The sequence below is a fragment of the Methylobacterium carpenticola genome, from assembly GCF_042748905.1.
Lineage (GTDB): Bacteria > Pseudomonadota > Alphaproteobacteria > Rhizobiales > Beijerinckiaceae > Methylobacterium > Methylobacterium carpenticola.
Genome location: NZ_JBHZEO010000001.1, coordinates 542,169 through 563,631 on the forward strand (window position 1 = coordinate 542,169; position 21,463 = coordinate 563,631).

At 70.1% G+C, this 21,463-nt stretch carries 15 protein-coding genes, 1 tRNA gene and 1 pseudogene; 9 read left to right on the top strand and 8 right to left on the bottom strand.

Features of this window, described 5'->3' with window-relative positions; translation table 11 throughout:
• The first annotated feature begins 1 nt into the window (after position 1).
• The 5 genes and pseudogenes from ACE101_RS02610 (at position 2) to ACE101_RS02630 (ending at position 6,685) form a co-directional block, all read left to right on the top strand.
• Positions 2-1,153: a DSD1 family PLP-dependent enzyme gene (locus ACE101_RS02610; RefSeq protein ID WP_379125981.1), complete on the top strand. Its 1,152-nt coding sequence runs from the start codon at positions 2-4 to the stop codon at positions 1,151-1,153.
• A 53-nt stretch (positions 1,154-1,206) separates the two neighbouring features.
• Positions 1,207-2,485: pseudogene (locus tag ACE101_RS02615) on the top strand (NAD(P)/FAD-dependent oxidoreductase).
• Complete coding sequence (locus tag ACE101_RS02620) at positions 2,482-3,948, top strand: aldehyde dehydrogenase family protein (RefSeq protein WP_379125982.1); 1,467 nt, start codon at positions 2,482-2,484, stop codon at positions 3,946-3,948. Before ACE101_RS02615 ends, ACE101_RS02620 begins: the two are co-directional and overlap by 4 nt.
• A gap of 176 nt (positions 3,949-4,124) precedes the next feature.
• On the top strand, positions 4,125-5,084 hold the full coding sequence (locus ACE101_RS02625; protein ID WP_379138440.1) for an ornithine cyclodeaminase family protein: 960 nt from the start codon (positions 4,125-4,127) through the stop codon (positions 5,082-5,084).
• 278 nt (positions 5,085-5,362) lie between these two features.
• Entirely contained in the window at positions 5,363-6,685 is a 1,323-nt protein-coding gene (locus ACE101_RS02630) for an NAD(P)/FAD-dependent oxidoreductase (RefSeq protein WP_379125983.1), read from the top strand.
• A 210-nt stretch (positions 6,686-6,895) separates the two neighbouring features.
• Here ACE101_RS02630 and ACE101_RS02635 read toward each other — a convergent pair whose 3' ends face one another.
• From ACE101_RS02635 to ACE101_RS02650, 4 genes are all read right to left on the bottom strand, one after another.
• Positions 6,896-7,897 (bottom strand): SphA family protein, encoded by a 1,002-nt coding sequence (locus ACE101_RS02635; RefSeq protein WP_379125984.1) that lies wholly within the window; start codon positions 7,895-7,897, stop codon positions 6,896-6,898.
• A gap of 271 nt (positions 7,898-8,168) precedes the next feature.
• Positions 8,169-9,275 carry an NAD(P)-dependent alcohol dehydrogenase gene (locus tag ACE101_RS02640; protein ID WP_379125985.1) on the bottom strand — a complete coding sequence of 369 codons (1,107 nt, stop codon included), beginning with the start codon at positions 9,273-9,275 and terminating at the stop codon, positions 8,169-8,171.
• A 132-nt stretch (positions 9,276-9,407) separates the two neighbouring features.
• Entirely contained in the window at positions 9,408-10,904 is a 1,497-nt protein-coding gene (locus ACE101_RS02645) for an aldehyde dehydrogenase family protein (protein WP_379125986.1), read from the bottom strand.
• Positions 10,905-11,101: 197 nt separating this feature from the next.
• Positions 11,102-12,187 (bottom strand): AraC family transcriptional regulator, encoded by a 1,086-nt coding sequence (locus ACE101_RS02650; RefSeq protein ID WP_379125988.1) that lies wholly within the window; start codon positions 12,185-12,187, stop codon positions 11,102-11,104.
• A 974-nt stretch (positions 12,188-13,161) separates the two neighbouring features.
• Here ACE101_RS02650 and ACE101_RS02655 point away from each other — a divergent pair.
• A tRNA-Val gene (locus tag ACE101_RS02655) sits at positions 13,162-13,236 on the top strand.
• A 190-nt stretch (positions 13,237-13,426) separates the two neighbouring features.
• Here the strand turns inward: ACE101_RS02655 and ACE101_RS02660 are convergent.
• Positions 13,427-14,128 carry an HAD family hydrolase gene (locus tag ACE101_RS02660; protein WP_379125989.1) on the bottom strand — a complete coding sequence of 234 codons (702 nt, stop codon included), beginning with the start codon at positions 14,126-14,128 and terminating at the stop codon, positions 13,427-13,429.
• A 287-nt stretch (positions 14,129-14,415) separates the two neighbouring features.
• On the opposite strand from ACE101_RS02660, the gene ACE101_RS02665 reads away from it, so the two are divergent.
• From ACE101_RS02665 to ACE101_RS02675, 3 genes are all read left to right on the top strand, one after another.
• Positions 14,416-15,156, top strand: a complete 741-nt coding sequence (locus ACE101_RS02665; RefSeq protein ID WP_379125990.1) for a lysophospholipid acyltransferase family protein — start codon at positions 14,416-14,418, stop codon at positions 15,154-15,156.
• 289 nt (positions 15,157-15,445) lie between these two features.
• Positions 15,446-15,808 carry a GCG_CRPN prefix-to-repeats domain-containing protein gene (locus tag ACE101_RS02670; RefSeq protein ID WP_379125991.1) on the top strand — a complete coding sequence of 121 codons (363 nt, stop codon included), beginning with the start codon at positions 15,446-15,448 and terminating at the stop codon, positions 15,806-15,808.
• A gap of 132 nt (positions 15,809-15,940) precedes the next feature.
• Complete coding sequence (locus tag ACE101_RS02675; RefSeq protein WP_379125992.1) at positions 15,941-16,399, top strand: hypothetical protein; 459 nt, start codon at positions 15,941-15,943, stop codon at positions 16,397-16,399.
• Here ACE101_RS02675 and ACE101_RS02680 read toward each other — a convergent pair.
• From ACE101_RS02680 to ACE101_RS02690, 3 genes are all read right to left on the bottom strand, one after another.
• Entirely contained in the window at positions 16,362-17,342 is a 981-nt protein-coding gene (locus tag ACE101_RS02680) for an extensin-like domain-containing protein (RefSeq protein WP_379125993.1), read from the bottom strand. The genes ACE101_RS02675 and ACE101_RS02680 overlap by 38 nt on opposite strands.
• Before the next feature lie 431 nt (positions 17,343-17,773).
• Complete coding sequence (hemN, locus tag ACE101_RS02685) at positions 17,774-19,267, bottom strand: oxygen-independent coproporphyrinogen III oxidase (protein ID WP_379125994.1); 1,494 nt, start codon at positions 19,265-19,267, stop codon at positions 17,774-17,776.
• Between the two features lie 85 nt (positions 19,268-19,352).
• Positions 19,353-21,455, bottom strand: a complete 2,103-nt coding sequence (locus ACE101_RS02690) for a TonB-dependent receptor family protein (protein ID WP_379125995.1) — start codon at positions 21,453-21,455, stop codon at positions 19,353-19,355.
• Between the last annotated feature and the right edge of the window lie 8 nt (positions 21,456-21,463).

Consider the following 21,463-nt stretch of genomic DNA (forward strand, 5'->3'; position numbering starts at 1 on the left):
CGTGACCCAGGCCGCCGCTAAGACCCTCGCCACACTCGCCACGCCCGCGCTCGTCCTCGACACAGTCCGGCTGGACCGCAATCTGGGCCGGCTTTCGACGCGGATGAAAGGGCTCGGCGTCACGCTGCGCCCGCATATGAAGACGGCGAAATCCATCGATGTCGCCCGGCGCGCCTTTCCCGAGGGGCCGGGCCCGATCACCGTCTCGACGCTGGCGGAAGCCCGCTATTTCGCCGGTCACGGCTTTCGCGACATGACCTACGCGGTCGGCATCGCCCCGCACACGGCCGCGCATGCGATGGAGCTGCGCAAGGCCGGCGTGGACATCAAGGTCCTGCTCGACACGGTGGAACAGGCCGCGATCCTGGGGGAGGCCGGCCGTGCGGCGGGCGTGACGCCCTCGGCCTTCATCGAGATCGACTGCGACGGCCATCGCGGCGGGCTCCTGCCCCCTGATCCGAAGCTCCTCGCGGTCGCGGCGGCGCTGAAGGACAACGGCGTTTCGCTCGCGGGCGTCCTGACCCATGCCGGCGAATCCTACGCCCTCCACACGCCGGATGCCCTCGAAGCGGCGGCCGAGAACGAGCGGGCGGTCGCCGTGGACGCCGCGACCCGTCTGCGCGCCGCCGGCCATGAATGCCCGACCGTCAGCGTCGGCTCGACGCCGACCGCCCATTTCGCCACGGCGCTGGATGGCGTCACCGAGATGCGGGCCGGCGTCTACATGTTCTTCGACCTCGTGATGCACGGGGTCGGCGTCTGCTCGACCGACGACCTGGCCCTCTCGGTCCTCTCCACCGTCATCGGGGCCAAGCCCGAAAAGGGCTGGATCATGATCGACGCCGGCTGGATGGCCCTGTCACGGGATCGCGGCACGTCGGCCCAGCGCGTCGACCAGGGCTACGGCCTCGTCTGCGACCTCGATGGGCGGCTCTATCCCGACCTCATCGTCGCCTATGCCAGCCAGGAGCACGGTACGCTCGCCATCCGCGCCGGCTCCTCGGCACCGCTGCCCGATCTGCCGGTCGGCGCCAAGGTCCGCATCCTGCCGAACCACGCCTGTGCCACCGGCTCGCAGCATGAGCGCTACCACGTCGTCTCCGGCCCCGGCGGCGCGGTGACGGCCGAGTGGCCGCGCATTCGCGGCTGGTAAGCCGGTTCCGGCGAAGCGATGCCCCTTCCATCCCGAAACGCGCGGATGCTCCCATGAAGTTCACATCCTACTGGCTGGATACGTCGGAGCCTTTTTCGGGCGGCGCCACGGGGCCGGTCGAGGGCAGCTATGACGTCGCGGTGATCGGCGGGGGCCTCACCGGCTCCTCCGCTGCGCTGACCCTCGCCCACAAGGGCGCGCGTCATCCTCCTGGAGGCGGAGACGGTCGGCCATGCCGCCTCGGGCCGCAACGGCGGCATGTGCAACAACGGCTTCGCCCAGGACTACGGGGTGATGTCGGAGCGGCTCGGGCGAGAGGCGGCGAACAAGCTCTACCGTGCCTTCGACGCCGGGGTCGATACGGTCGAGCGCTTGGTGACCGAGGAGGGCATCGATTGCAGCTTCAAGCGCGTCGGCAAGCTGAAGCTCGCCGCCAAGCCCGAGCATTACGACAAGCTGGCGCGGGCGCAGGAACTTCTCGCCGCCAATGTCGATCCCGAGACGGCGATGGTGTCGAAGGCCGATCTCGCTTCCGAGGTCGGGACGGAGCGCTATCATGGCGGCCTCGTCTACAAGAAGAGCGCCGCCCTCCATGTCGGCCGCTTCGTGCGGGGGCTGGCGGAGGCCGCCGCACGCCGGGGCGTCGCGATCCATGAGCGCGCGCCGATGACCGGCCTGAAGCCGGCGCCGGGCGGCAGGCACGTCGTCGAGACGCCGAAGGGCAAGGTCGTGGCGCGGCAGGTGCTGCTTGCCAGCGGCATCTCGCAGGCCGGGCGGCCGCTCTTCTGGGTGCGCCGCCGCATCGTGCCGGTCGGCGCCTTTCTGATCGCCACCGAGCCGCTGCCGCAGGATCTCTTGGACAAGCTGACGCCGCGCCGGCGCAACTGCGTCGACACCAAGCATCTCGTCAACTACTTCCGCACCACGCCGGACAACCGCCTTCTCTTCGGCGGACGGGCGCGCTTCGCCGTGTCGAACCCGGCCTCGGACGAGAAGAGCGGCGCGATCCTGCGCACGGCGCTCAACAACGTCTTTCCCGAATTGCGCGAGGCCCGCATCGACTATTGCTGGGGTGGCATGGTGGACATGACGCGCGACCGCCTGCCGCGCGCGGGCGAGCGCAACGGCATCTACTATTCCATGGGCTATAGCGGCCACGGCACGCAGATGTCGACGCTGATGGGCACGATCATGGCCGACGTCATGGACGGGAACGCCGACGCCAACCCTTGGAAGGACTTCGTCTGGCCCGCCATTCCCGGCCATTTCGGCAAGCCCTGGTTCCTGCCCGCCGTCGGCGCCTATTACCGCATCAAGGACCGCCTCCAATGACCGATCCAGTCCGCCATCTTGCCGGGAGCGGCCATCTCGACCGCTTCCATATCGACGGCGCCTGGGTGCAGCCGCAGGGTCGGGAACGCGCCGGCGTCATCGATCCCGCGACCGAATCCGTCATCGCCGAAATCCCGCTCGGCAATGAGGCCGACGTGGAGCGCGCGGTTCTCGCCGCCCGTAGAGCCTTCCCCGCCTGGTCGCGCACCGCGCCGGCCGAGCGGGCGGCGCTGCTTTCCCGCATCCATGCGCTGATCCTGGAGCGGGCCGAGCTGATCGCGCAGGCGCTCAGCGCCGAGATGGGCGCGGCCATCACCTATGCCCGTCAGGCACAGGTGCCGCTCGCCGCCGAGCATATCCGCGTCGCGCGCGACAATCTCGCGACCTTCCCCTTCGTTCGCCCGCGCGGCACGACGGCGATCCTGAAGGAGCCGATCGGCGTCTGCGCCCTCATCACACCCTGGAACTGGCCGCTCTACCAGATCACCGCCAAGGTCGGCCCGGCGCTCGCCGCCGGCTGCACGGTGGTGCTGAAGCCGAGCGAGTTGTCGCCCTTGAGCGCGCTGCTCTTCGCCGAGATCATGGAGGAGGCGGGCGTGCCGGTGGGCGTCTTCAACCTCGTCCACGGCTCCGGCCCCGTCGTCGGCGCGGCGCTGGCCTCCCATCCGCAAGTCGACATGGTCTCGATCACCGGCTCGACGCGGGCGGGCGTGCTGGTGGCGCAGGCCGCCGCGCCGACCGTCAAGCGCGTCGCGCAGGAACTCGGCGGCAAGTCGCCCAATGTCGTCCTGCCCGACGCCGACCTCGCCCGCTGCGTGCCGCTCGGCGTCGCCGCCGCCATGCGCAATCTCGGCCAGTCCTGCAGCGCGCCGACGCGCATGCTGGTGCCCCGCGCGCGGCTCGCCGAAGCCGAGGCGCTCTCGGCCGAGACGGCCTCGTCCTTCAAGGTCGGCGACCCGCGCGATGAGGCGACGACGCACGGCCCGATCGCCAATCGCGCACAATATGCGCGCATCCAGGCGATGATCGAAGCGGGCATCGCCGAAGGCGCGAAGCTCGTCACCGGCGGCGCGGGACGCCCCGAGGGGCTGACGGCGGGCTTCTTCGCCCGGCCGACGGTTTTCTCCGAGGTGCGCCGCGATATGGCGATCGCGCAGGAGGAAATCTTCGGCCCGGTCCTCGCCATCCTGCCCTACGACACGGTGGAGGAGGCGGTCGAGATCGCCAATGACACGGTCTACGGCCTCGGCGCCCATGTGCATGGGCGCGACCTCGATGCCGCGCGGGCGGTCGCGTCGCAAATCCGTGCGGGGCAGGTCCATATCAATGCGCCGGCCTGGGACCCCCAGGCCCCCTTCGGCGGCTACAAGCGCTCCGGCAACGGGCGCGAATACGGCCGCGAGGGCATGGAAGAATATCTCGAAACCAAGGCCGTCCTCGGCTTCTATTCCCAACCGGCCTGAGAGCCCGTTCGACAACCCGGCCGGGTCGGTCCGCCGGGCCTTTTCCGCCCCCATTTCGTTGCCGATCCTCGCCGATGCCGCCGGCATCGACTGCGTTTGGCGCCTCCTGGGAACAAAAATTCCTCGCCGGTCCCCTGCCGGAAAGGTGTCAAACAGGCTCTGAAGAGGATCGTTCCATGGTCAAGTTCGTTTCGGAAGATGAGACCCAGCGCCTCATCTCCCATGAGGCCGCCTTCGAGCCGGTGCGTCAGGCGCTGGTCGCGGCGGCCTCCGGCGACGCGCGCGTCTTTCCCGCCGTCATCGCCCGCGCCTCCGAGCCGCAGAACACGTTCTCGCTGAAATCCGGCTCGACGGCGGACCTCGCCGGCCTCAAGGTCGGCTCGTTCTGGCCCGGCAACCCGGCCAAGGGCCTGCCGCGCCACAACTCGACGATCTTCTTGATCGACCAAGACAATGGGCGCATCGGCGCGGTGATCGAGGCCTCCGCCGTCAACGCCTATCGCACGGCCGCCGCCGATGCGGTCGCGGCGAAGGCGCTCGCCCGCCCCGACAGCGAGACGCTGGCCGTCTTCGGCGCCGGGCATCAGGCGCTCTACGAATGCGTGGCGCTCGCCCGCGTCCTGCCGCTGAAGCGCGTCCTCGTCGTCGCGCGCGATCCGGCCAAGGCCCAACGTTTCGCCGCGCGTCTCGCCGAGCGGGCAGGGGGACCCGCAGTCCGGGTCGCGGAGGCGGAAGATGCCTGCCGGGCGGCGGATGTCGTCGTCACCGCCACTCCGTCGCGCGCGCCCCTCTTCGACGCCGGCTGGATACGCCCGGGCACGCATGTCGCCGGTATGGGCTCGGACGCGCGCGGCAAGCAGGAACTGCCGCCCGGCCTCTTCGCCCGCGCCCGGCTCTTCTGCGACCTGCCCTCGCAGTCGGTCGAGATCGGCGAGTTCCAGCATGTGCGCGACGAAATCGACCGTGGCGCGCTGACGCTCACCGCGATCGGCGACGTCCTGGAAGGCCGAGCGCCGGGGCGCGCGTCCGCCGACGACATCACCGTCTTCGACAGCTCCGGCATCGCGCTTCAGGACCTTTATATCGGGCGCTTCCTGCTTGCGGCGGCCTCCGAAGGACGGGGCGTCGCGGCGTAACGCCGTCGCACGGGAGCGCCCGCCGACGAATCCGCTTGGCTTTGGCCGAAAACGGAACATTCCACCGCACCCGCCACACCGATCGGTGCATGCTGCTCGCCATGCCTCGCTAGCCTGACGGAAGCGAAAGGCGGGGGGTGGACGATGGCTGCGGCGGCAGGCGGGAGGTGTCTCCCGGTGCCGCGGTCCGGTCCAACCCCGCCGGCCGCCGCCGCTCGGCCGCCTCCGGCCGCCGGCATCGGACAGATCGAGCTTCATTCCAGGTCAGGGCAGTCTCCATGTCTCCAGTCGTCAAGCGGATCCCGAGCGACCCGGCGCTTCCGGCCACGGCGGACGTCGTGGTCATCGGCGGGGGCATCATCGGCGCGACGGCGGCCTTCTTCCTCGCCGAGCGCCGGTATTCCGTCGCCTTGGTCGAGAAGGGCTATGTCGGCTGCGAGCAGTCCAGCCGCAACTGGGGCTGGTGTCGCCAGCAGAACCGCGACGAACGGGAACTGCCGATGGCGGGCCTTGCTCTCAGGCTATGGGACGAGTTCGCGGCCAAGATCGGCGAGGATGTCGGCTTCCGCCGCTGCGGCCTCGTCTATGCCACCGACAATCCGCAGCAACTGGCGGATTGGGAGAACTGGCTGGAGACGGCCCGCCGCTTCGACGTCAACACGCGGATTCTGAGCCCCGCCGAGGCGGAGGAGAAGATTCCGGGCAACGGCCGCAAGTGGCTCGGCGGTGTGCATTCGATGGAAGACGGCAAGGGCGAGCCGGCCATGGCCGCGCCGACGATCGCCGAAGGGGCGCGCAAGTTCGGCGCGACGATCCACCAGGATTGCGCGGCGCGCGGCCTGGAGATCACGAACGGTGCGGTTTCGGCGGTCGTCACGGAAAAGGGCGTCATCCGCACGCAGGCGGTGCTCTGCGCCGGCGGCGCCTGGACGTCGCTCTTCTGTCGCGCCAGCGGCGTGACGGTTCCGCAGGCGAGCGTGCGCCAGACGGCGCTGCGCACGCGCCCGACCGTCAATCTCGGCGAGGCGCTCTACACGCCGGACTGCACCATGACCCGGCGTCTCGACGGCAGCTATACGCTGGCGATCAGCGGCCGGGCGACGCTCGACATCACGCCGCAGGGCATCCGCTTCGCCCGCTGGTTCATGCCGATGTTCGTCAAGCGCCTGAAGGCGGTGCAGGTCGGCCTCGGCGATTCCTTCTTTCGGGGGCCGGAAGCGCTCGGCGGCTGGAGCGGGGGCAAAAGCTCGCCCTTCGAGCGCACGCGCGTCCTTGATCCTGCGCCCCACAAGCCGACGGCGGAAGCGATCCTCTCCCAAATCCGCAGGCAGTTCCCGGCGCTCGCCGATGTCGAGATCGCCGAGAGCTGGGGCGCCTATGTCGATTTCACGCCGGATGCAGTGCCGGTCATCTCGGGAGCGGATGACGTGCGGGGCCTGACGATTGCGGCGGGGGCTTCGGGCCACGGCTTCGGCCTCGGGCCGGGCATCGGCTATCTCGCGGCCGATCTCGTGGCCAACGACGCGCCGAGCCTCGATCCGACACCCTTCCGCCTGTCGCGGTTCGGCGACGGGTCGAAGGTGAAGGTCGGCGCCATCTGATCCCCGCATGCGACGTCAGGTCGAGATCGGCAGCTCCGGCGCAAACGCCCTGTGGTCGTGCGAGCCGTTACGGCAGCGGCATGGGGGACCCCCACCGGAGAGGCGCGACCGGGAGTGACCGGGGCCCCTCCGGGGGCAGGCCCGGGCGCTGGGCCGTCACGCTGCCGGAAGCCGGTCGAGACGCCATCCGCCCGATTGCGTCTCGGATTCTCAATTGAAATGCCCGACCCAGCGCAAGGTATAGCGCTGACCTTCCGGGCGGTTCTGCGCCCCGAACTCGTAATAGGCGTTGAAGAACAGGAAATTGTCCTTGTTCAGGGACCAGAGCGCGCCCGGGCCGAGACCGAACACGCGTTCGCGGCGGCCCGGGACGGCGGCGCCGTTGGCCAGGGTGTCGGTGATCTGCTGCAGCCAGTAGCCGTTGACGCCGAGCTTCAGCGACGGGGTCACGCCGAACTCGCTGGCGAAGTTCGCGTGCAAGGCTTGGCCGGCCCGGGTTGACAGCACCGCCGGGCCGAATCCCGTCGCCGGCCGATCGTTCGTCGCGTTCCAGAGATAGTGGAGGCGGGCCGAGACGGTCCAGTCCGGCGTCAGGAACAGGGTGCCGGAGATGTAGGGGTTGAACGAGAAGAAGTTCGAGCCCGGGTTGACCGCGGCGGCGGGGTCGTAATGCCCCGTGGGCAGGATCATCTGCGCCTCGATGCGCCCGAGGAAGACCGGGCCCGTCTCGCCCATGATCGGATCGAACTGCAGGAACGGGCCGATCAGGATGTCGCCGAAGCCCTGCTCGGTCTTCAGTGCCGCCCCGCCGAGTCCGTCGTCGGTGCGGGAGGCCAGCACGGAGGGCAGCATCAGGTTGAGGCCGGGGGCGGCCGGGCCGAGCTTGAGCGGCGAGACGTAGACGAGCTGGCTGACGCCGACGACGGCGTCGACGTCCTGGCGCGGCAAGCCGAGGCGGCGCCCAGCATTGTCGGTGAGCCGGCCGGCGGAATAGACTTGCAGGTATTGCGCCGGATACCAGCCCGGCCCCGAGGGCGGGGCTCCGTCGAGGAAGCTGGTGAAGCCGAGATTGAGGTTCGGCAGGTCGTAGGCCTGTGCCGGTCCCTCCGCGCCGGCGAGGGTGATGACGCCGGCGGTGAGCGCGGCCAGCGCCCGCCCGGCGGCGCGGCCCTGCCGCCGCAGACGATTCCGGAATGCCTGTCTCCGTATCATGGTCGAGCCTCTCTTCGTTCGAGACGACGCGCGCCCGCCCCGCCGACCGGACGGTCGTGCAGGGTTCGTCGGCCATCGGAATGGTGGCCGGCGAACTGCCAGGGCGATCGAAAACCGGACCGCTCGTCGGTCCGGTTGCGATTAATGATGTCCGCTATTCAGAGTTTTGACGGCGAGATCGGACAATTTATATTCTGTAAATCAGATAAACCATGGAAATAAGCTTCAGATTGCAATATCGGTTCGCCGATGACCATGAGGTCGACCGTTCTCAATGGAAATCGAAGCGGAGAACGGCCTTGATCGCCCGGCCGCGCTCACTGTCCTCGACGGCCTGATTGATGTCCTTGAAGTCGTAGAAGCGGACGATCTTGTCGAAAGGGAAGCGTCCCTGACGATGGAGCTCCACGAGCTTCGGGATGAACAGCTTCGGCACCGCGTCCCCCTCGCAGATGCCCCTGATCTTGCGTCCGAGCAGCAGCCCCCAGGTATCGAAGCCGATCTCGCTCCCGAAGGCCGGGGCCCCGATCATGCCGCACTCGCCCATGATCTGGATCGAGTCGACCGCCTGCCGCAGGGCCGTGAGGTTTCCGGAGGTTTCGAGGGAGAACCGGGTGCCGAGACCGCCGGTGATCTCCCGGATCGCCTCGACGGGAGCGGTCTTCGCCGGGTTGACGACGTGGGTCGCCCCCAGCGTGCGCGCCACCTCCAGGCGCTCCTCGTTGGGATCGACGCAGATGCGCACGGCGCAGCCGGTCACGACGGCGGCGAGGAGCGCCGACAGGCCGACCGAGCCTGCGCCGTAGATCGCGATCGAATCGCCGGCCTGCACGCGCAGGGAGTTGATGACCGCGCCGGCCCCGGTCTGAACGCCGCAGCCGAGCGGGCCCATCAGGTCCAGGGGCACGTCGGAAGGGATCTTCACGACGCTCCGCTCGGTGCCGAGCGCGTAGGTGGCGAACGACGATTGATTGAAGAAGCTCCCGTGAATCACCTCTTCGCACTTGTAGATCGTGTGGCTTCCATCCATGCGCGCGAAGCCGAAATTTGCCTGAAAGAAGTGCCGGCAATACATGGGGTGGCCGGTCTGGCAGGTGTCGCAATGTCCGCAGGAATTGCAGCTCATCACGACATGGTCCCCCGGTTGCAGCCGGCTCACCTGCCTGCCCACCTTCTCGACCACGCCCGCTCCCTCGTGGCCGTAGATCGCGGGGAAGGGCGCCGGGACGACTTGGTCGCGGGGCAGCGTATCGGTGTGGCAGATCCCGCAGCTGACCATGCGGATCAGCACCTCGTCGTCCCGCGGGTCGGCCAGGTCGACCTCCTCCAAGGAGAACCTGCCACCCTTTTCACGCATGACCGCGGCGGTGATTTTCATGACGGACCTCCTCTGCTCATCGGCGACGGGGCTCTCCCGGACGGAGTCGTGCCGGCCCGGTACGGGAGAGCGTGGTGAAGCGGGGGTGAAGACGTCCCGGCCCGGGGCCGGGCGCGGTTCAGGGGCGGACCCTCACGCTTTGGGCGCGTACCAAGCCGGCTTGATCTGCGTCTGGACGGTGATCGCCTTGAGATGGGTGTACATGTTCAGCGTCTCCCGGCAGTACTCGCTGCCGATGCCGCTCTCCTTGAAGCCGCCGAACGGCGATCCGCTGGCAAGATTGAAGTAGTTGTTGATCCAGACATTGCCGGCTTGCAGGCGGTCGGCCGTCTCGATCGCTCGGCTCAGGTCCCGCGTGTAGAGGCCCGCGGCCAGTCCGTAGCGGACGTCGTTGGCCTCGCGAATCATCGTTTCGTAATCCTTCCAGCGGATCACCGAGAGCACCGGTCCGAAGATTTCTTCCTGCGCGATCCGGGATGAATTCGTGGTCTCGAAGACCGTCGGCGCGAAGAACCAGCCGGCGGCGCAGCCCGGGACCGCGACCCGCTCGCCCCCGGTCACCAGGTGGCCGCCCTGCCGGCCGATGTCGATGTAGGACTGGACGCGGCGGCCCTGCTTCTCGGAGACGAGACAGCCGAGGAGCGGCCCCTGGCTCGTGGGATCGGCCACGCGGATCCGCGCCATGCTGGCGAGCAGGCGGGACATGACGTCGTCGTAGATCGCCTCGTGCAGGAACAGGCGGGTGCCGGCGAGGCACGATTGGCCGTTGCAGTACATCGCGGCGAAGGTGACGTTGTCGACGACCGCGTCGATGTCGGCGGCCGCCACGTCGGGAAAGACGATGTTCGGGCTCTTGCCCCCGAGTTCCAGGGAGACGGGCACCAAGCGTTGCGCTCCGGCGACCGAGACGATGCGGCCGACCTCCGAGCTTCCGGTGAAGGCGAGCTTGGCCGCCCGGGGATGCGCGGTGAGCGCCGCGCCCGCCTCGTCGCCGAAGCCCGGGACGACGTTGATCACGCCGGGCGGGAAGATCTCGGCGATGTGCTTGCAGAGTTCGAGCGTCGAGAGGGAGGCGTTCTCGTCCGGCTTCAGGACCACCGTGTTGCCCGCCGCCACTGCCGGGGCGATCTTGAAGGCCGCCATGATGGCCGGGACGTTCCAGGGAATGATCTGGCCGCAGACGCCGTAGGGCTCGCGCTTGGCGATCAGGTAGCCGTCGGGGATCGGACGGCCGAACCCCTCATGCGTGACGATGGCGGCGGCGAAGTACCGGTACTGCGCCACGGCGATCGCGTGGTCGATGCCGGTCTCCCAGAGGCCCCGGCCGATATCGAGGGTGTCGATCAGCATGAGGCGCTCGGCATCGGCCTCGATGGCGGCGGCGAGCTTGTGCAGGCAGGCGGCACGCTCCTCCGGCGCCCGCGCCTTCCAGCTCGGGAAGGCGGCCTCCGCCGCGGCGACGGCCGCCTCGATCTCGTCGGCGCCGCAGCGGGCGATGTCGGCGAGAGGCTCGCCGGTCGCGGCGGCCGCGGCCGGGAACGTGAGGCCCGCCACGGGACGGAAGGCGTTGTCGATGAAGGCCCCGTAGCGTGGGGAAAGCCCGAGGGCACGGGACTGCGGATGGGGCATCGGGGGTCTCCTGCCCCGGTCGGCGGGAACCGAACCGCGTGCCGGTGATCCGGAAGACCGCGCGGCCCTCCGTGCGTCACCGTCGCTGAAGCTGCGCCTCGTGTGCGGTTCCGTGACCTGGGGTGTTTCAGAGACCTCGAGCCTAGGAGGCCGGCCGAGACCCGGTCTATCCGGCCGTTGCGGAGTCGAGGGCCGCGCTATCCACTTCTTGCTCTTCTTCGTGTCTCGCTCGGAAGCTCGCCGAAACGGGCACGATAGTAGGCAGAGAAGCGGCCCAGGTGGTAGAAGCCGTGCAGCATGGCCACGCCCGCGAGGTCGCTCTGCGCATCGGCGAGGAGCGTTGCGCGCACCGAATCGAGGCGCAGCCCCCGCAGCCAGACCATCGGCGGCATGCCCAGATGCTCCTGGCAGAGCACGTTGAGCTGGCGCCTGGACAGCGCCGCCGCCCGGGACAGGTCGTCCAGGGTGACCGGCCGGGTCATGTTCGCCCGCGCGAAGTCGTGGAGACGGTCGAGCCTGCGCCGCGCCGGGCCGCCATCATGCGGCCGCGCCTCCTCCCCACTCACCTCGGCCCGGATGCCCCCGTCCGCCTGCAGCAGCAGGAACATCGCCATGCCCTGCTCCAGATGGGCGAGCCAGGGCTGCAACGCCTCGCTGTCGCGGGCCTGCCGTTCGAGCAGGGCGAAGGTCTGAAGCTGGGACTGCCACTGGCGGCTGCCGGTTTCCGGGAGCAGCAGCCCCGGCATCCGCCGGATCGCTTCGGACAGGCGTGGCCGGCCCATCCGGCCGGCCGCCTCGTCGAGGAGTTGATGGGGGAGGCGCAGGATCAGCTGTTCCGAGTTGCGCGACCAGTGCAGGTTGATGTTGCGCGAGGGCGAGCTGACGATGGCGCGGCCCTGTTCCACCGTCCGGCGATACCCGTCAGCCTCGATCTCGACGGGCTGCCGCAGGGAGAAGTGCACCAGGGAGAAATCCCGGTAGATGTCCGGAAAGATCTCGACCTCCGCTCCGTATCGGAGCGAATACAGCGACAGATGGGTCGCGCTGAGCTTGTAGAAGCGCGTGTCGATCCCGCTGTCGTGCCAGCGCAGGTGGTGATCGCACAGCTCTTCGGAGATGCGGGCATGGGCCTCCATCCGCGTGGTCGAGTGGAAGATGCAATGGGCATACAGTTTCTCGAGATTGGGTGACGGCGATGCCAGCATGGTGCCACCGGCCAGGACAGAGCTAGGCAGATTTCGCAGTAACGGTCGCCGATTTTCCGGCAAAAACCTGCGATGCATCGAGAATCCAAGCGGACGAAGCGTGGGCCCGCCAACGCAAGTCTGCCGGGGGAAAGGAGGCGAGACGCGTCCGTCTGTCGGGAGGCGAGCCCGGACCGGCCGAGACCACGCCCGGCCCCCCGCCGGCGCCGAGACCGCCGTCTCTGGCCAAGCCGGCGCTCGCTCCGGTGCAGACTTGCCGTAGGTCCGGGGCCGATGACCTCGCCGATTGGATCTCTCCCAGAGCCCGGCGGCGTCGACCGGCGCGATCGAGGATCTCCGTGTCGCCGGCACGGCTGCGGCGGCCGGGACGAGATCCCTGCGGCGCGGCCGACCATCTCGTCGCCATTCCGTCCTCGCTGGCATCGTCTCGCGAGGATTAGATACCGGCCGTCCTGAAAGAGCAAATACTACCGGTGAAAGCATCTATGCTATGAGACAACTTGGCCGAGCATCTGGGCTGATCCCGCAGCAAGGCGGTGCGGTCGACCACCGTGCTGCGAGGGATGCGCCATGGGCCGGGCTCGTCACGGAAGCGGCACCACGACGGAGGGATCCGTCGCGCGGTCCGGCGCCATGAAGGGCGCAACGGCACGGGCCGAGCGCTGCGGTGTCACGAGACCCGTGCGCGAGCCTGGGAAGCGACCATTCCTGGTATCGTTTGGGCTCAGGCACACCCAGGACGTTGCGTTTCGAGCGCCTCGCGCACAGGTCTCCCAGCCTCAGATCGGGTGCCGAGGCGGCGCAGGCCTGCGACCGGTACGACGTGCTCGCCGGCGACGGCCAGCCACCTCGCTCGCCCGGGCCGAGGTGGCGGTCGAGCGGCGGATGGAGCGGGACCGTCCCGACACGCCGCTCGCGGCGTGTCGGCTTGATCGGGCGGTCGGTTGCGGGAGCTGGGTCGGCAGGCGTGGATCGGGCGATCGTCAGCCGGTTCAGAAAATCGCCGGACCGCCTTGACGCCCACCCCCGTCCCGCATAGAAGCGCCGGCACCGGGCGCGTAGCTCAGCGGGAGAGCATTCGCTTCACACGCGAAGGGTCACAGGTTCAATCCCTGTCGCGCCCACCATCCCTCCCCCAAGGGATGGCAAGCTTCGGAGGCCGAGCCGGCGGTCTCAATCTCATCGTCGACATTGCATCTTCGCCGATGGCATCGTGACAGCGCGGTCTCGGGCCGAGCGCGAGCGCAGTCCTGTCCCCGCGATCGGGCCGGGGACAGCCGGGCCGTCGCCGGGTCCCGCTCCCGGCTTCCGCGAGCCTCAGGCCGCCGAGCGGGCGAACCCGCCGAGATGCTGCACGGCGTCGAACAGCGCGTCGAAATGGTCGATGATCAGGTCGGGGCCGAGATCCCGCACCGGAATCTCCGTGTAGCCGAAGGGCACCGCCACCACCGGGATGCGAGCCGCCCGCGCCGTCGCGATGTCGGTGCGCGAATCCCCTACCATGACCGCCCGCGCCGGATCCCCGCCCGCCCGCGCGATCGTCTCCGTCAGATGGCGCGGATCGGGCTTGAACCACGGGAAGGTGTCCCGCCCGCAGATCGCCGCGAAGCGGTCCGCCACGCCGAGGCGCTGCAGCAGGCGGACGGAATGGTCCTCCACCTTGTTGGTGCAGACCGCGAGCCGGTAGCCCGCCGCGGCGAGCCGGTCGAGGGCGGCGACGGCCCCCGGGAACAGGTGCGAGCGCTCGCAGAGATGCTGCCCGTAATGGGCCAGGAACGCCCGGAACAGGGCGTCCAGCCGGGCGGGGGCGATCGCGCGCCCGCCCGCCGCGAAGCCGCGCTCGATCATCGCCCGCGCGCCCGCGCCGATGAGGTCGCGCGCCAACGACCCATCCACCGGCGGCAATCCCTCCTCGGCCAGCACGACGTTGAGCGTGGCGATGAGGTCGCCCGCCGTCTCGGCGAGGGTGCCGTCGAGGTCGAAGACCACGACCGGCGCGAGGGAGAGGGGAGGGGACATGCGGACTCGCGGGGTTCGGGCACTCATCTGCGGATCGCCGGCAATCACCGATGGTCCGAGGCGCAATGGGATACATTCCGGGGTAAAGGAATGGTGCCGGGGCGGGAACCCTGCGGCCCCGCTTCGCGCGGCCGTGCCCCGAATCCGCCACGCGGATCCTCGCGCCCTGTGGCCGTCAAGCCGCGCATTCCGGCCTCGCGCGCCGCGCCGCCGGGGGATTGGCCGCAACCCGGCCTCCGCGATAAGGGGAGACCCGCGCCGCCGCGATGCGGTGTTCAGGGTCCATCATGCTCCTTCTCCGCTCCCTGGCGTTCAACATCGCCTTCTATGTCGTGACCGCCGTGATGTTGATCGGCGGGCTGTTCTGCCTCGCCTCGCGCCGGGCCGTGCTGCGCCTCGCCCAGACCTGGGCCCGGGTGACGCTGCGCCTGCTGCGCTGGATCGTCGGCATCCGCGTGGAGTTCCGCGGCCTGGAGAACGTCCCGCCGGGCGGGATCCTGGTGGCGGCCAAGCACCAATCGGCGCTGGAGACGATCGCTCTCACCACCGTCCTCCCGGACTTCACCTACATCCTCAAGCGCGAGCTGATGTGGCTGCCCCTGTTCGGCTGGTATCTCGCCCGCAGCGAGATGGTGGCGATCGACCGCTCGAAGGGATCGCGCGCCCTCGCCCTCATGAACGAGGAGGCCGCCTCCGCCATGGCGGACGGGCGCCAGCTCATCATCTTCCCCGAGGGCACGCGCCGTCCCCCGGCGGCGGCGCCCGCCTACAAGTACGGGGTCGCGCATCTCTACGGCCGGCTCGGCGTGCCCTGCCAGCCCGTCGCCCTCAACACCGGCCTGTTCTGGCCGCGCAACAGCCTCCACCGGCATCCGGGCACGGCGGTCATCGCCTTCCTGCCGCCGATCCCGGCCGGGCTCGACCGCGACGCCTTCTTCGCCCTGCTTCAGGAGCGGGTGGAGAGCGCCTCGACCGCGCTGCTTCCCTGCGCCGGCCGGCGCGACGCCGTGGAGAGCCCGTCCGGCTGAGCAGGTTCCGCGAGAGTGGCCGCCGGTTTTGCGACACAAACCTGCGACGCATCAGGACCCGAAGCGGACGAAGCGTCGGCCTGCCGATGCAAGTCCGCTGAGTGCGCCTCCCGCCGCACCGGATCATGAACATTCCGTAATGCCGGAACGCAGCGGCACCCCTCGGCATTTGTCACGCGCTCGCCCGGTCTTCCGGACCGGGCCGATCGGACTTTTGTTTCGGAAACGTATCCGGCGGTGAGGATCGCTGCCTGATCATCCTGCTGGATCGTCGCAACAGGAGGTGACGATGCGCTGGAAACTCGCGGGTGCGGCATTCCTGGCCCTGGGAACGCTCGTCGGCACGGGATCCGTCGCGGAGGCCCGCGACGGCTGCGGCCCGGGCTTCCACCGGAACTTCTACGGCTTCTGCCGCCCCAACTTCTACGGGCCGCGGGTCTATTACGGCCCGGCCTATTACCGTCCGCGCTTCTACGGACCGGTGGGCTGGTACGGCCCGCGCTGGCACCGCCCCTACTGGCACCGCGCCGGCTGGTATCACCGTCCCTGGGGCGGGTGGCGCGGCGGCTGGCACCGCGCCGGCTGGCACGGGGGCTGGCACGGCGGTTGGCATCGCGCCGGCTGGCATGGCGGATGGCACCGTCACTGGTGAGGGCTGAAGCCTCTCGGCCCGGGACGCGGGTCCCGGGCCGTCTCCCGTTGCGGGCCCGATCGCCGATTCCCATCTCGGATCCCGGAAAGCGGCGCTTGACCCCTGCCGCGATGCGTGGCTAGGATAGAACAAATGGCGAACAGAAGAGCCCTGTCCTGGTCGGCGGCGATGCGGGACATCGAGACGGATCGGTCGAGGAGGTCGGACGTGCGTGAGGAACGCTTGCGATCGGCGATGAACCTGCGCGGCACCCCGGCCCTGGCGCTCAGCGCGTGGCGCGGGCGCTCGGGCCGGCGCTACGTGGTGGGCATCCACGACCTCGACGCGGATGCGGCCGAGATCGGCGAGGCGGTGGTGCTGGCGGTGCGGCGGGACGGCGGCGGCACCGCCGAACTCCTCGATGTCGCGACCATCGGCGACAGCCCGCGCGATCGGCTGCGGGGCTTCGTGACCCGGGTGCGCACCCGCGGCGCCACCGAGATGCACGTGCATCGGCTCGCGGAGAGCGAGGCCGAGCGCCGCGCGGTGGTGGAGGATCTCGGCGGCGCGCCGGTCAGTAGATCGGTCCGGACGACCAGGTCGGGGCGCTGAGCGGCAGCGGCCCGTCGGGCAGGGCCGCTGCGGAGCGCGGCGCGGACGGCCGCGGCGCATAGGCCTGGGTGGGGGCCGGGACCGACGGCGCGGGGACCGGGCTGCGGGCGACCCGGCTCGGATTCGCGGGCTCGTGCCGGCTCATCGGAGTGGCCCCGTAGGGATCGTCCTCCTCGACGTCGATCGGCGCCGGATCGGGGGCGGGCTGCCACGCGGGCGGCTTCTTGCGGATCGGCGAGAGCGGCGTGCCGGGCGGCGGCAGCTGCGGCTGGAACTTGATCAGCGGCTTGCAGATCCGCCGCAGCCCGCGCGGGTCGTGGCGGGCGAGGTCGAGGTGCAGGTGGTCGTAATGATAGATGTTCGACCCCGGCGCCAGCACCGTGGTGAAATGGTTGCAGGCGCCGAGGAAGACCTCGCGCAGGAAGCCCTGCTCGGCCTCGGTGCCCCGCCAGCCGCCCTTCACCGTCACCACGTAGCCGTCGGCGAAGCGGAAGGACATCACGTCGACCGCGTTGCCGAAGGAATGCTCCGAGAGCTTGGCGCCGAGTTGGTTGTTGCGGCCGCGGCAGGCATAGGAGCCGGAATTGATCTCCACCACCGGCTGGCCGAAATAGAGCTGGGCGGCGGGCTGCACGGTGCCGGCGAGCCACGCCTCGACCTCCGGGATGATCGGGCAGGCGAGCGTCATGCGCTGCTTGAGCGCCACGGTGCCGCCCGCGAGCCGGGTCACGCGGAAGGGATGCTCCATCCCGCACACGCCCGGTCCGTCGATCGCCTTGGTCGGAACCACGTCCTCGCTCGGCGTGACGAGGCCGCGGGCGAGGCAGGCCTCCTCGGCCTGCGTCCGCCAGGGTTCGCGCTGCTCAAAAGGTCTGAGCGCGCATCCGGTAAGCCCCAGGCTGAAGAGCGTGAAGGCTGAAAACGCAACGAAGCCATAACGCATGATCCCGACAATGCGCAGCGTGGCGTTAATCGCCGGTCAACCCTGGCTGGCGCGAGCCTGACCCAGATCGGGGCGCTCGTGAGGGGCCGGAGCCGGAGATCGCGTTTGCGGACCTTGCCGCATGAATCGCGACGATCAGATGATCTCTCTCTCCATCTCCCGGACGATTGATACGGTTTCCGGAAGATCACTTTCGGAAACCGTATCACGAGCCCGCGCGGCGCCTGAGCGAGGCCGGTTTCCGCATCGCGAAGCGATCATCCGGAAACCGTATGAAGCGTCGGCGGACGGAGATCCGGGATCCGCACAGAAAGTCGCGAAGCGATCGCTTGTCCGCAACGGCGCACAGACAGCGCTGGGTCCCGGATCGCCTTCCACGTCGTTCCCGTCGTGCAGGCCCGAACGGGCCGGACGGATGCGCCCGGTCGCCCTCACACCGCCGCCGAATGCCGCCCGGTCGGGGCGGGGGAGAAGTGGCGGTCGAAGATCGTGCACAGGCTTCGCACGAAGGGCCGCCCGGCCTCCGTGACGGCGAGCCCGTCGAGGGAGACCCCGCCCTCGCCGCTGGTGAACAGCGTCACGAGCCCGTCCGCCGCCATCGCGTCGAGCCGCTCCCGCACCGGGCCCGTGACCAGGGCCGGCAGGCTGGCGTCGTGGCAGGCGCAGAGCCGGCGCAGGTCGGCCACGAGGTCGCACATCAATCGCTCGATGACGGCGCCGCGCAGCCGGTCCGCCGCGTCCACGGCGAGGCCGCGGGCGGTCGCAAGCTCGCCGGCCGTCACCCGCTCGCGCCACGCCGGCACGCCCGCGTGGTTCTGGACGTAGCCCCCCGGCAGCCGGCTGATCGCCGAGGCGCCGAAGCCGAGCAGCGTCGTGGCCGCATCCTCGGTATAGCCCTGGAAGTTGCGGTGCAGGCGGCCCGCCGCCGCGGCCCGGGCCAGGGCGTCGTCGGGCCAGGCGAAGTGGTCGAGGCCGATCCGCACGTAGCCGAGGTCCAGCAGCCGCGCCGCGGCCTGCCGCTGCTGCTCCAGCCGGGCGACCGGGCCGGGCAGCGCCTCGGCGGGGATCAGCCGCTGGGCGGGCTTCATCCAGGGCACGTGCGCGTAGCCGAAGAGCGCGATCCGCTCGGGCATGAGATCGGCCAGCTGATCGATGGTCGCGAGCAGGCCCGCGGTGGTCTGGTGGGGCAGGCCGTACATCAGGTCGAGGTTGATCGAGCGCAGGCCCGCCCGGCGCAGGGCCTCCACCGACCACGCCACCTGCGCGAAGGGCTGCTCGCGGCCGATCGCCGCCTGCACCCGCGGGTCGAGGTCCTGGACGCCGAGGCTCGCCCGGTTGAGGCCGAGATCGCAGGCGGCCTCGATCCAGGCGGCCGTGAGAACGCGGGGGTCGAGCTCGGCCGCGAAGGGCGTGCCGGGGGCCACGGCGAAATGCCGGTGCAGGGCCGCGACGAGGACGGCGAGGTCGCCCGGCGCCAGCACGTTCGGCGTGCCGCCACCGAGATGGATGGCCCCGGCCGCGAGCCGCGCCGGCAGCGCCGCCGCGACGAGACCGATCTCCCGCACGAGCCGCGCCACGTAATCCGCCACCGGCGCGCGGCTGTGCACCACGCTGGTGTGGCAGCCGCAATACCAGCAGAGCCGGTCGCAGAACGGCACGTGCAGGTAGAGCGACACCGCCTCGGCCGCGTCGACCGCGCCGAGCCAGGCGGCGTGCCGGTCCGGTCCGGTCTCGGCGGTGAACTGGGCCGCCGTCGGGTAGGAGGTGTAGCGCGGCGCCGGCCGGCCGTAACGGGCGAGCAGGGCGGCCGCGCGGGCCGGCTCCAGGCGGGCGCAATCCGGCTTCACCGTGCAGCGGGGGAGCCCGCCGGTCGCCGGGAGTGCCTCCGCCGCCGCCTCGCGCAGGTTCAGATCGCTCCCGTCCATGCCGTCGTCCCTCCGCCCGGCTCACCCGGACCGCGAGGGACGATGGCGTGGCGCGGGGGCCCGCGCCGTGATCCAGATCAAGCCGTCAGAACGCCGCCCGCAGCCCGGCGTAGACGGCCCGGCCGGTGCCGGGATAGAAGGCCGCCGGCCCGCCCGGCGTCGTCCGCGCATCCGCGACGACCGCGATGTCGGAGACGTAGCGCTCGTCCGCCAGGTTGCGGGCGTCCAGGAACACCGACACGCCGTTGCGGAAATCCATCCCCGCCTGGAGGTTGACGAGCACGTAGCCCGGCACCCGCAGGGTGTTGGCATGGTCCGCGAAGGCGCTGCGCGGCACCCAGTCGAGGGAGGGCGCGACGAAGAACCCGCTCGGATGGTCGTAGCGCAGCACCGTGCGCAGCACGTCGTCGGGGATGCCGGCGATGGCGTTGTCGCCGAAGACCGGGTCGCGCACGAAGCGGAAGTCGTTGTGCGTCCAGATCTGGGTGAGGACGAGCGCGTCGCCCGATCCGGCGAGGTCGCGGGCGATGTCCAGGGACACGGCCGCCTCCACGCCCTGGTGGCGCGTGCGCGGCGCGTTGAAGGTGGCGGCCGGGATCAGGCCGGGGCTCACCGAGTAGTTGATGAGTTCGTCCCGAACCTCCGCCCGGTAGAGGGTCACGTCCCAGGACAGGCGGTCGATCCGGCCGCGCGTGCCCGCCTCGATGGTCCAGGCGCGCTGGGCCGCGAGGGGCACGAACACCCCGGTCGTGGTGTTGCTCGACTGCACGAGGTCGGAGAAGTCCGGCACGTCGCGCGAGCGGGTGATGTCGCCGAAGACCTGGATGTCCGGCAGCGGCTGCCAGAGGAGGCCGATCTTCGGGTTGATGCCCTCGTAGGTCTCGTTGGCGAAGGAGGGGAGCGCGTTGGTGCCCGAAAACCCGCCCTTGTTGCTGTAGGTGCGGTTCGCCGAGAACAGCTTGGCGCCGGTCATCAGGGCGACGTCCGGCAGGAACCAGAAGCGGTTCTCGCCATAGGCCTCGTAATTCGCGGCGCTCTGGACCGAGCGGAGGGTCTGCGCCCCGCGCCGGCCGCCGACATTGACGAATTGCAGGGCCGAGTTCTGGCCCGCGAAGGCGCGCAGGCCGAGGAGCAATTCGTTGCGGAAGCCGCCGAGGTCGAAGGTCCCGGCCCAGTGCGGCGCGATCCCGTAGGTCCAGCCATCCTGGTCGATGACCTGGAAGATCGGGTGGTAGAGCGACTTGTGGATCGCCCAGGAATCGATGTCGAGCTTGCCCAGGTCGAGGGCGAACGAGGTGCGGTTGGCGATCCGCTCCGTCTCGACCTGCCGGGACTGGTTGCCGGTGAGCGCCGCCGCGCTGGCGATGCGCGGGGTGGCGAGCGCGTCCGAGAGGCTGAGCGACCCCGGCAGCTTCTGGTCGGTGAGATAGGCCCCGAGATAGAACCGGGTCTCGACGCCGGGCGCGAGCTGGTAGCCGAGATTGGCATTGAGGTTGCGCGTCGCCTGCGCCTCGTGCCGGCGGTAGCCGTCCGCGTTGGTGATCGTGCCGTTGACCAGGACATCCACCGGACCGACGACGCGCGAGACCTGGAAGTTCTCGCGGACGCTGTTGAAGCTGCCGCCGTCGATGCGCAGGATGTTGGGCGCGAAGGCGGTCTGCGCGGTGGGCGTCACGGCGTTGACGGCCCCGCCGAGGGTCGTGGCGCCGAAGGCGAGCGCGTTGCCGCCCCGGTAGACGTCGAGGGAGCGCAGGGACAAGGGATCGATCTGGTAGAAGTCGCCGCTGCCATCCGCCAGGTTGACCGGGATCCCGTCCTGCAGGAGTTCGATCCCGCGCAGGTGGAAGCCGCGGGCGATGCCCGAGCCGCGCACCGAGAGGCGCAGCTCCTGCCCGTAGCGCTCCTGCACGAAGACGCCGGGCGTGTTCTTGAGGACGTCCCGCAGGTTGTTGGCGTAGCTGTCCTGGAAGTCCTTGGCATCGACGAAGGCGACGGACCCGACCGTCGCGTTCAGGGCCGCGCGCTGCTCGGCGACGCTCGGCACGGTGAGCGAGCCGGCGGGCGGTCCGTGGCCCACCACGGTGATCTCGGAGAGGGCGATGGTGTCGGACGCTTGGCCGAGGGCGGGGCCCGACAGCAGCAGCGGCGCCAGCGCGGCGGCGCGCGCGGCCCGGGGAAGGCGGTCCATGGTTGGTC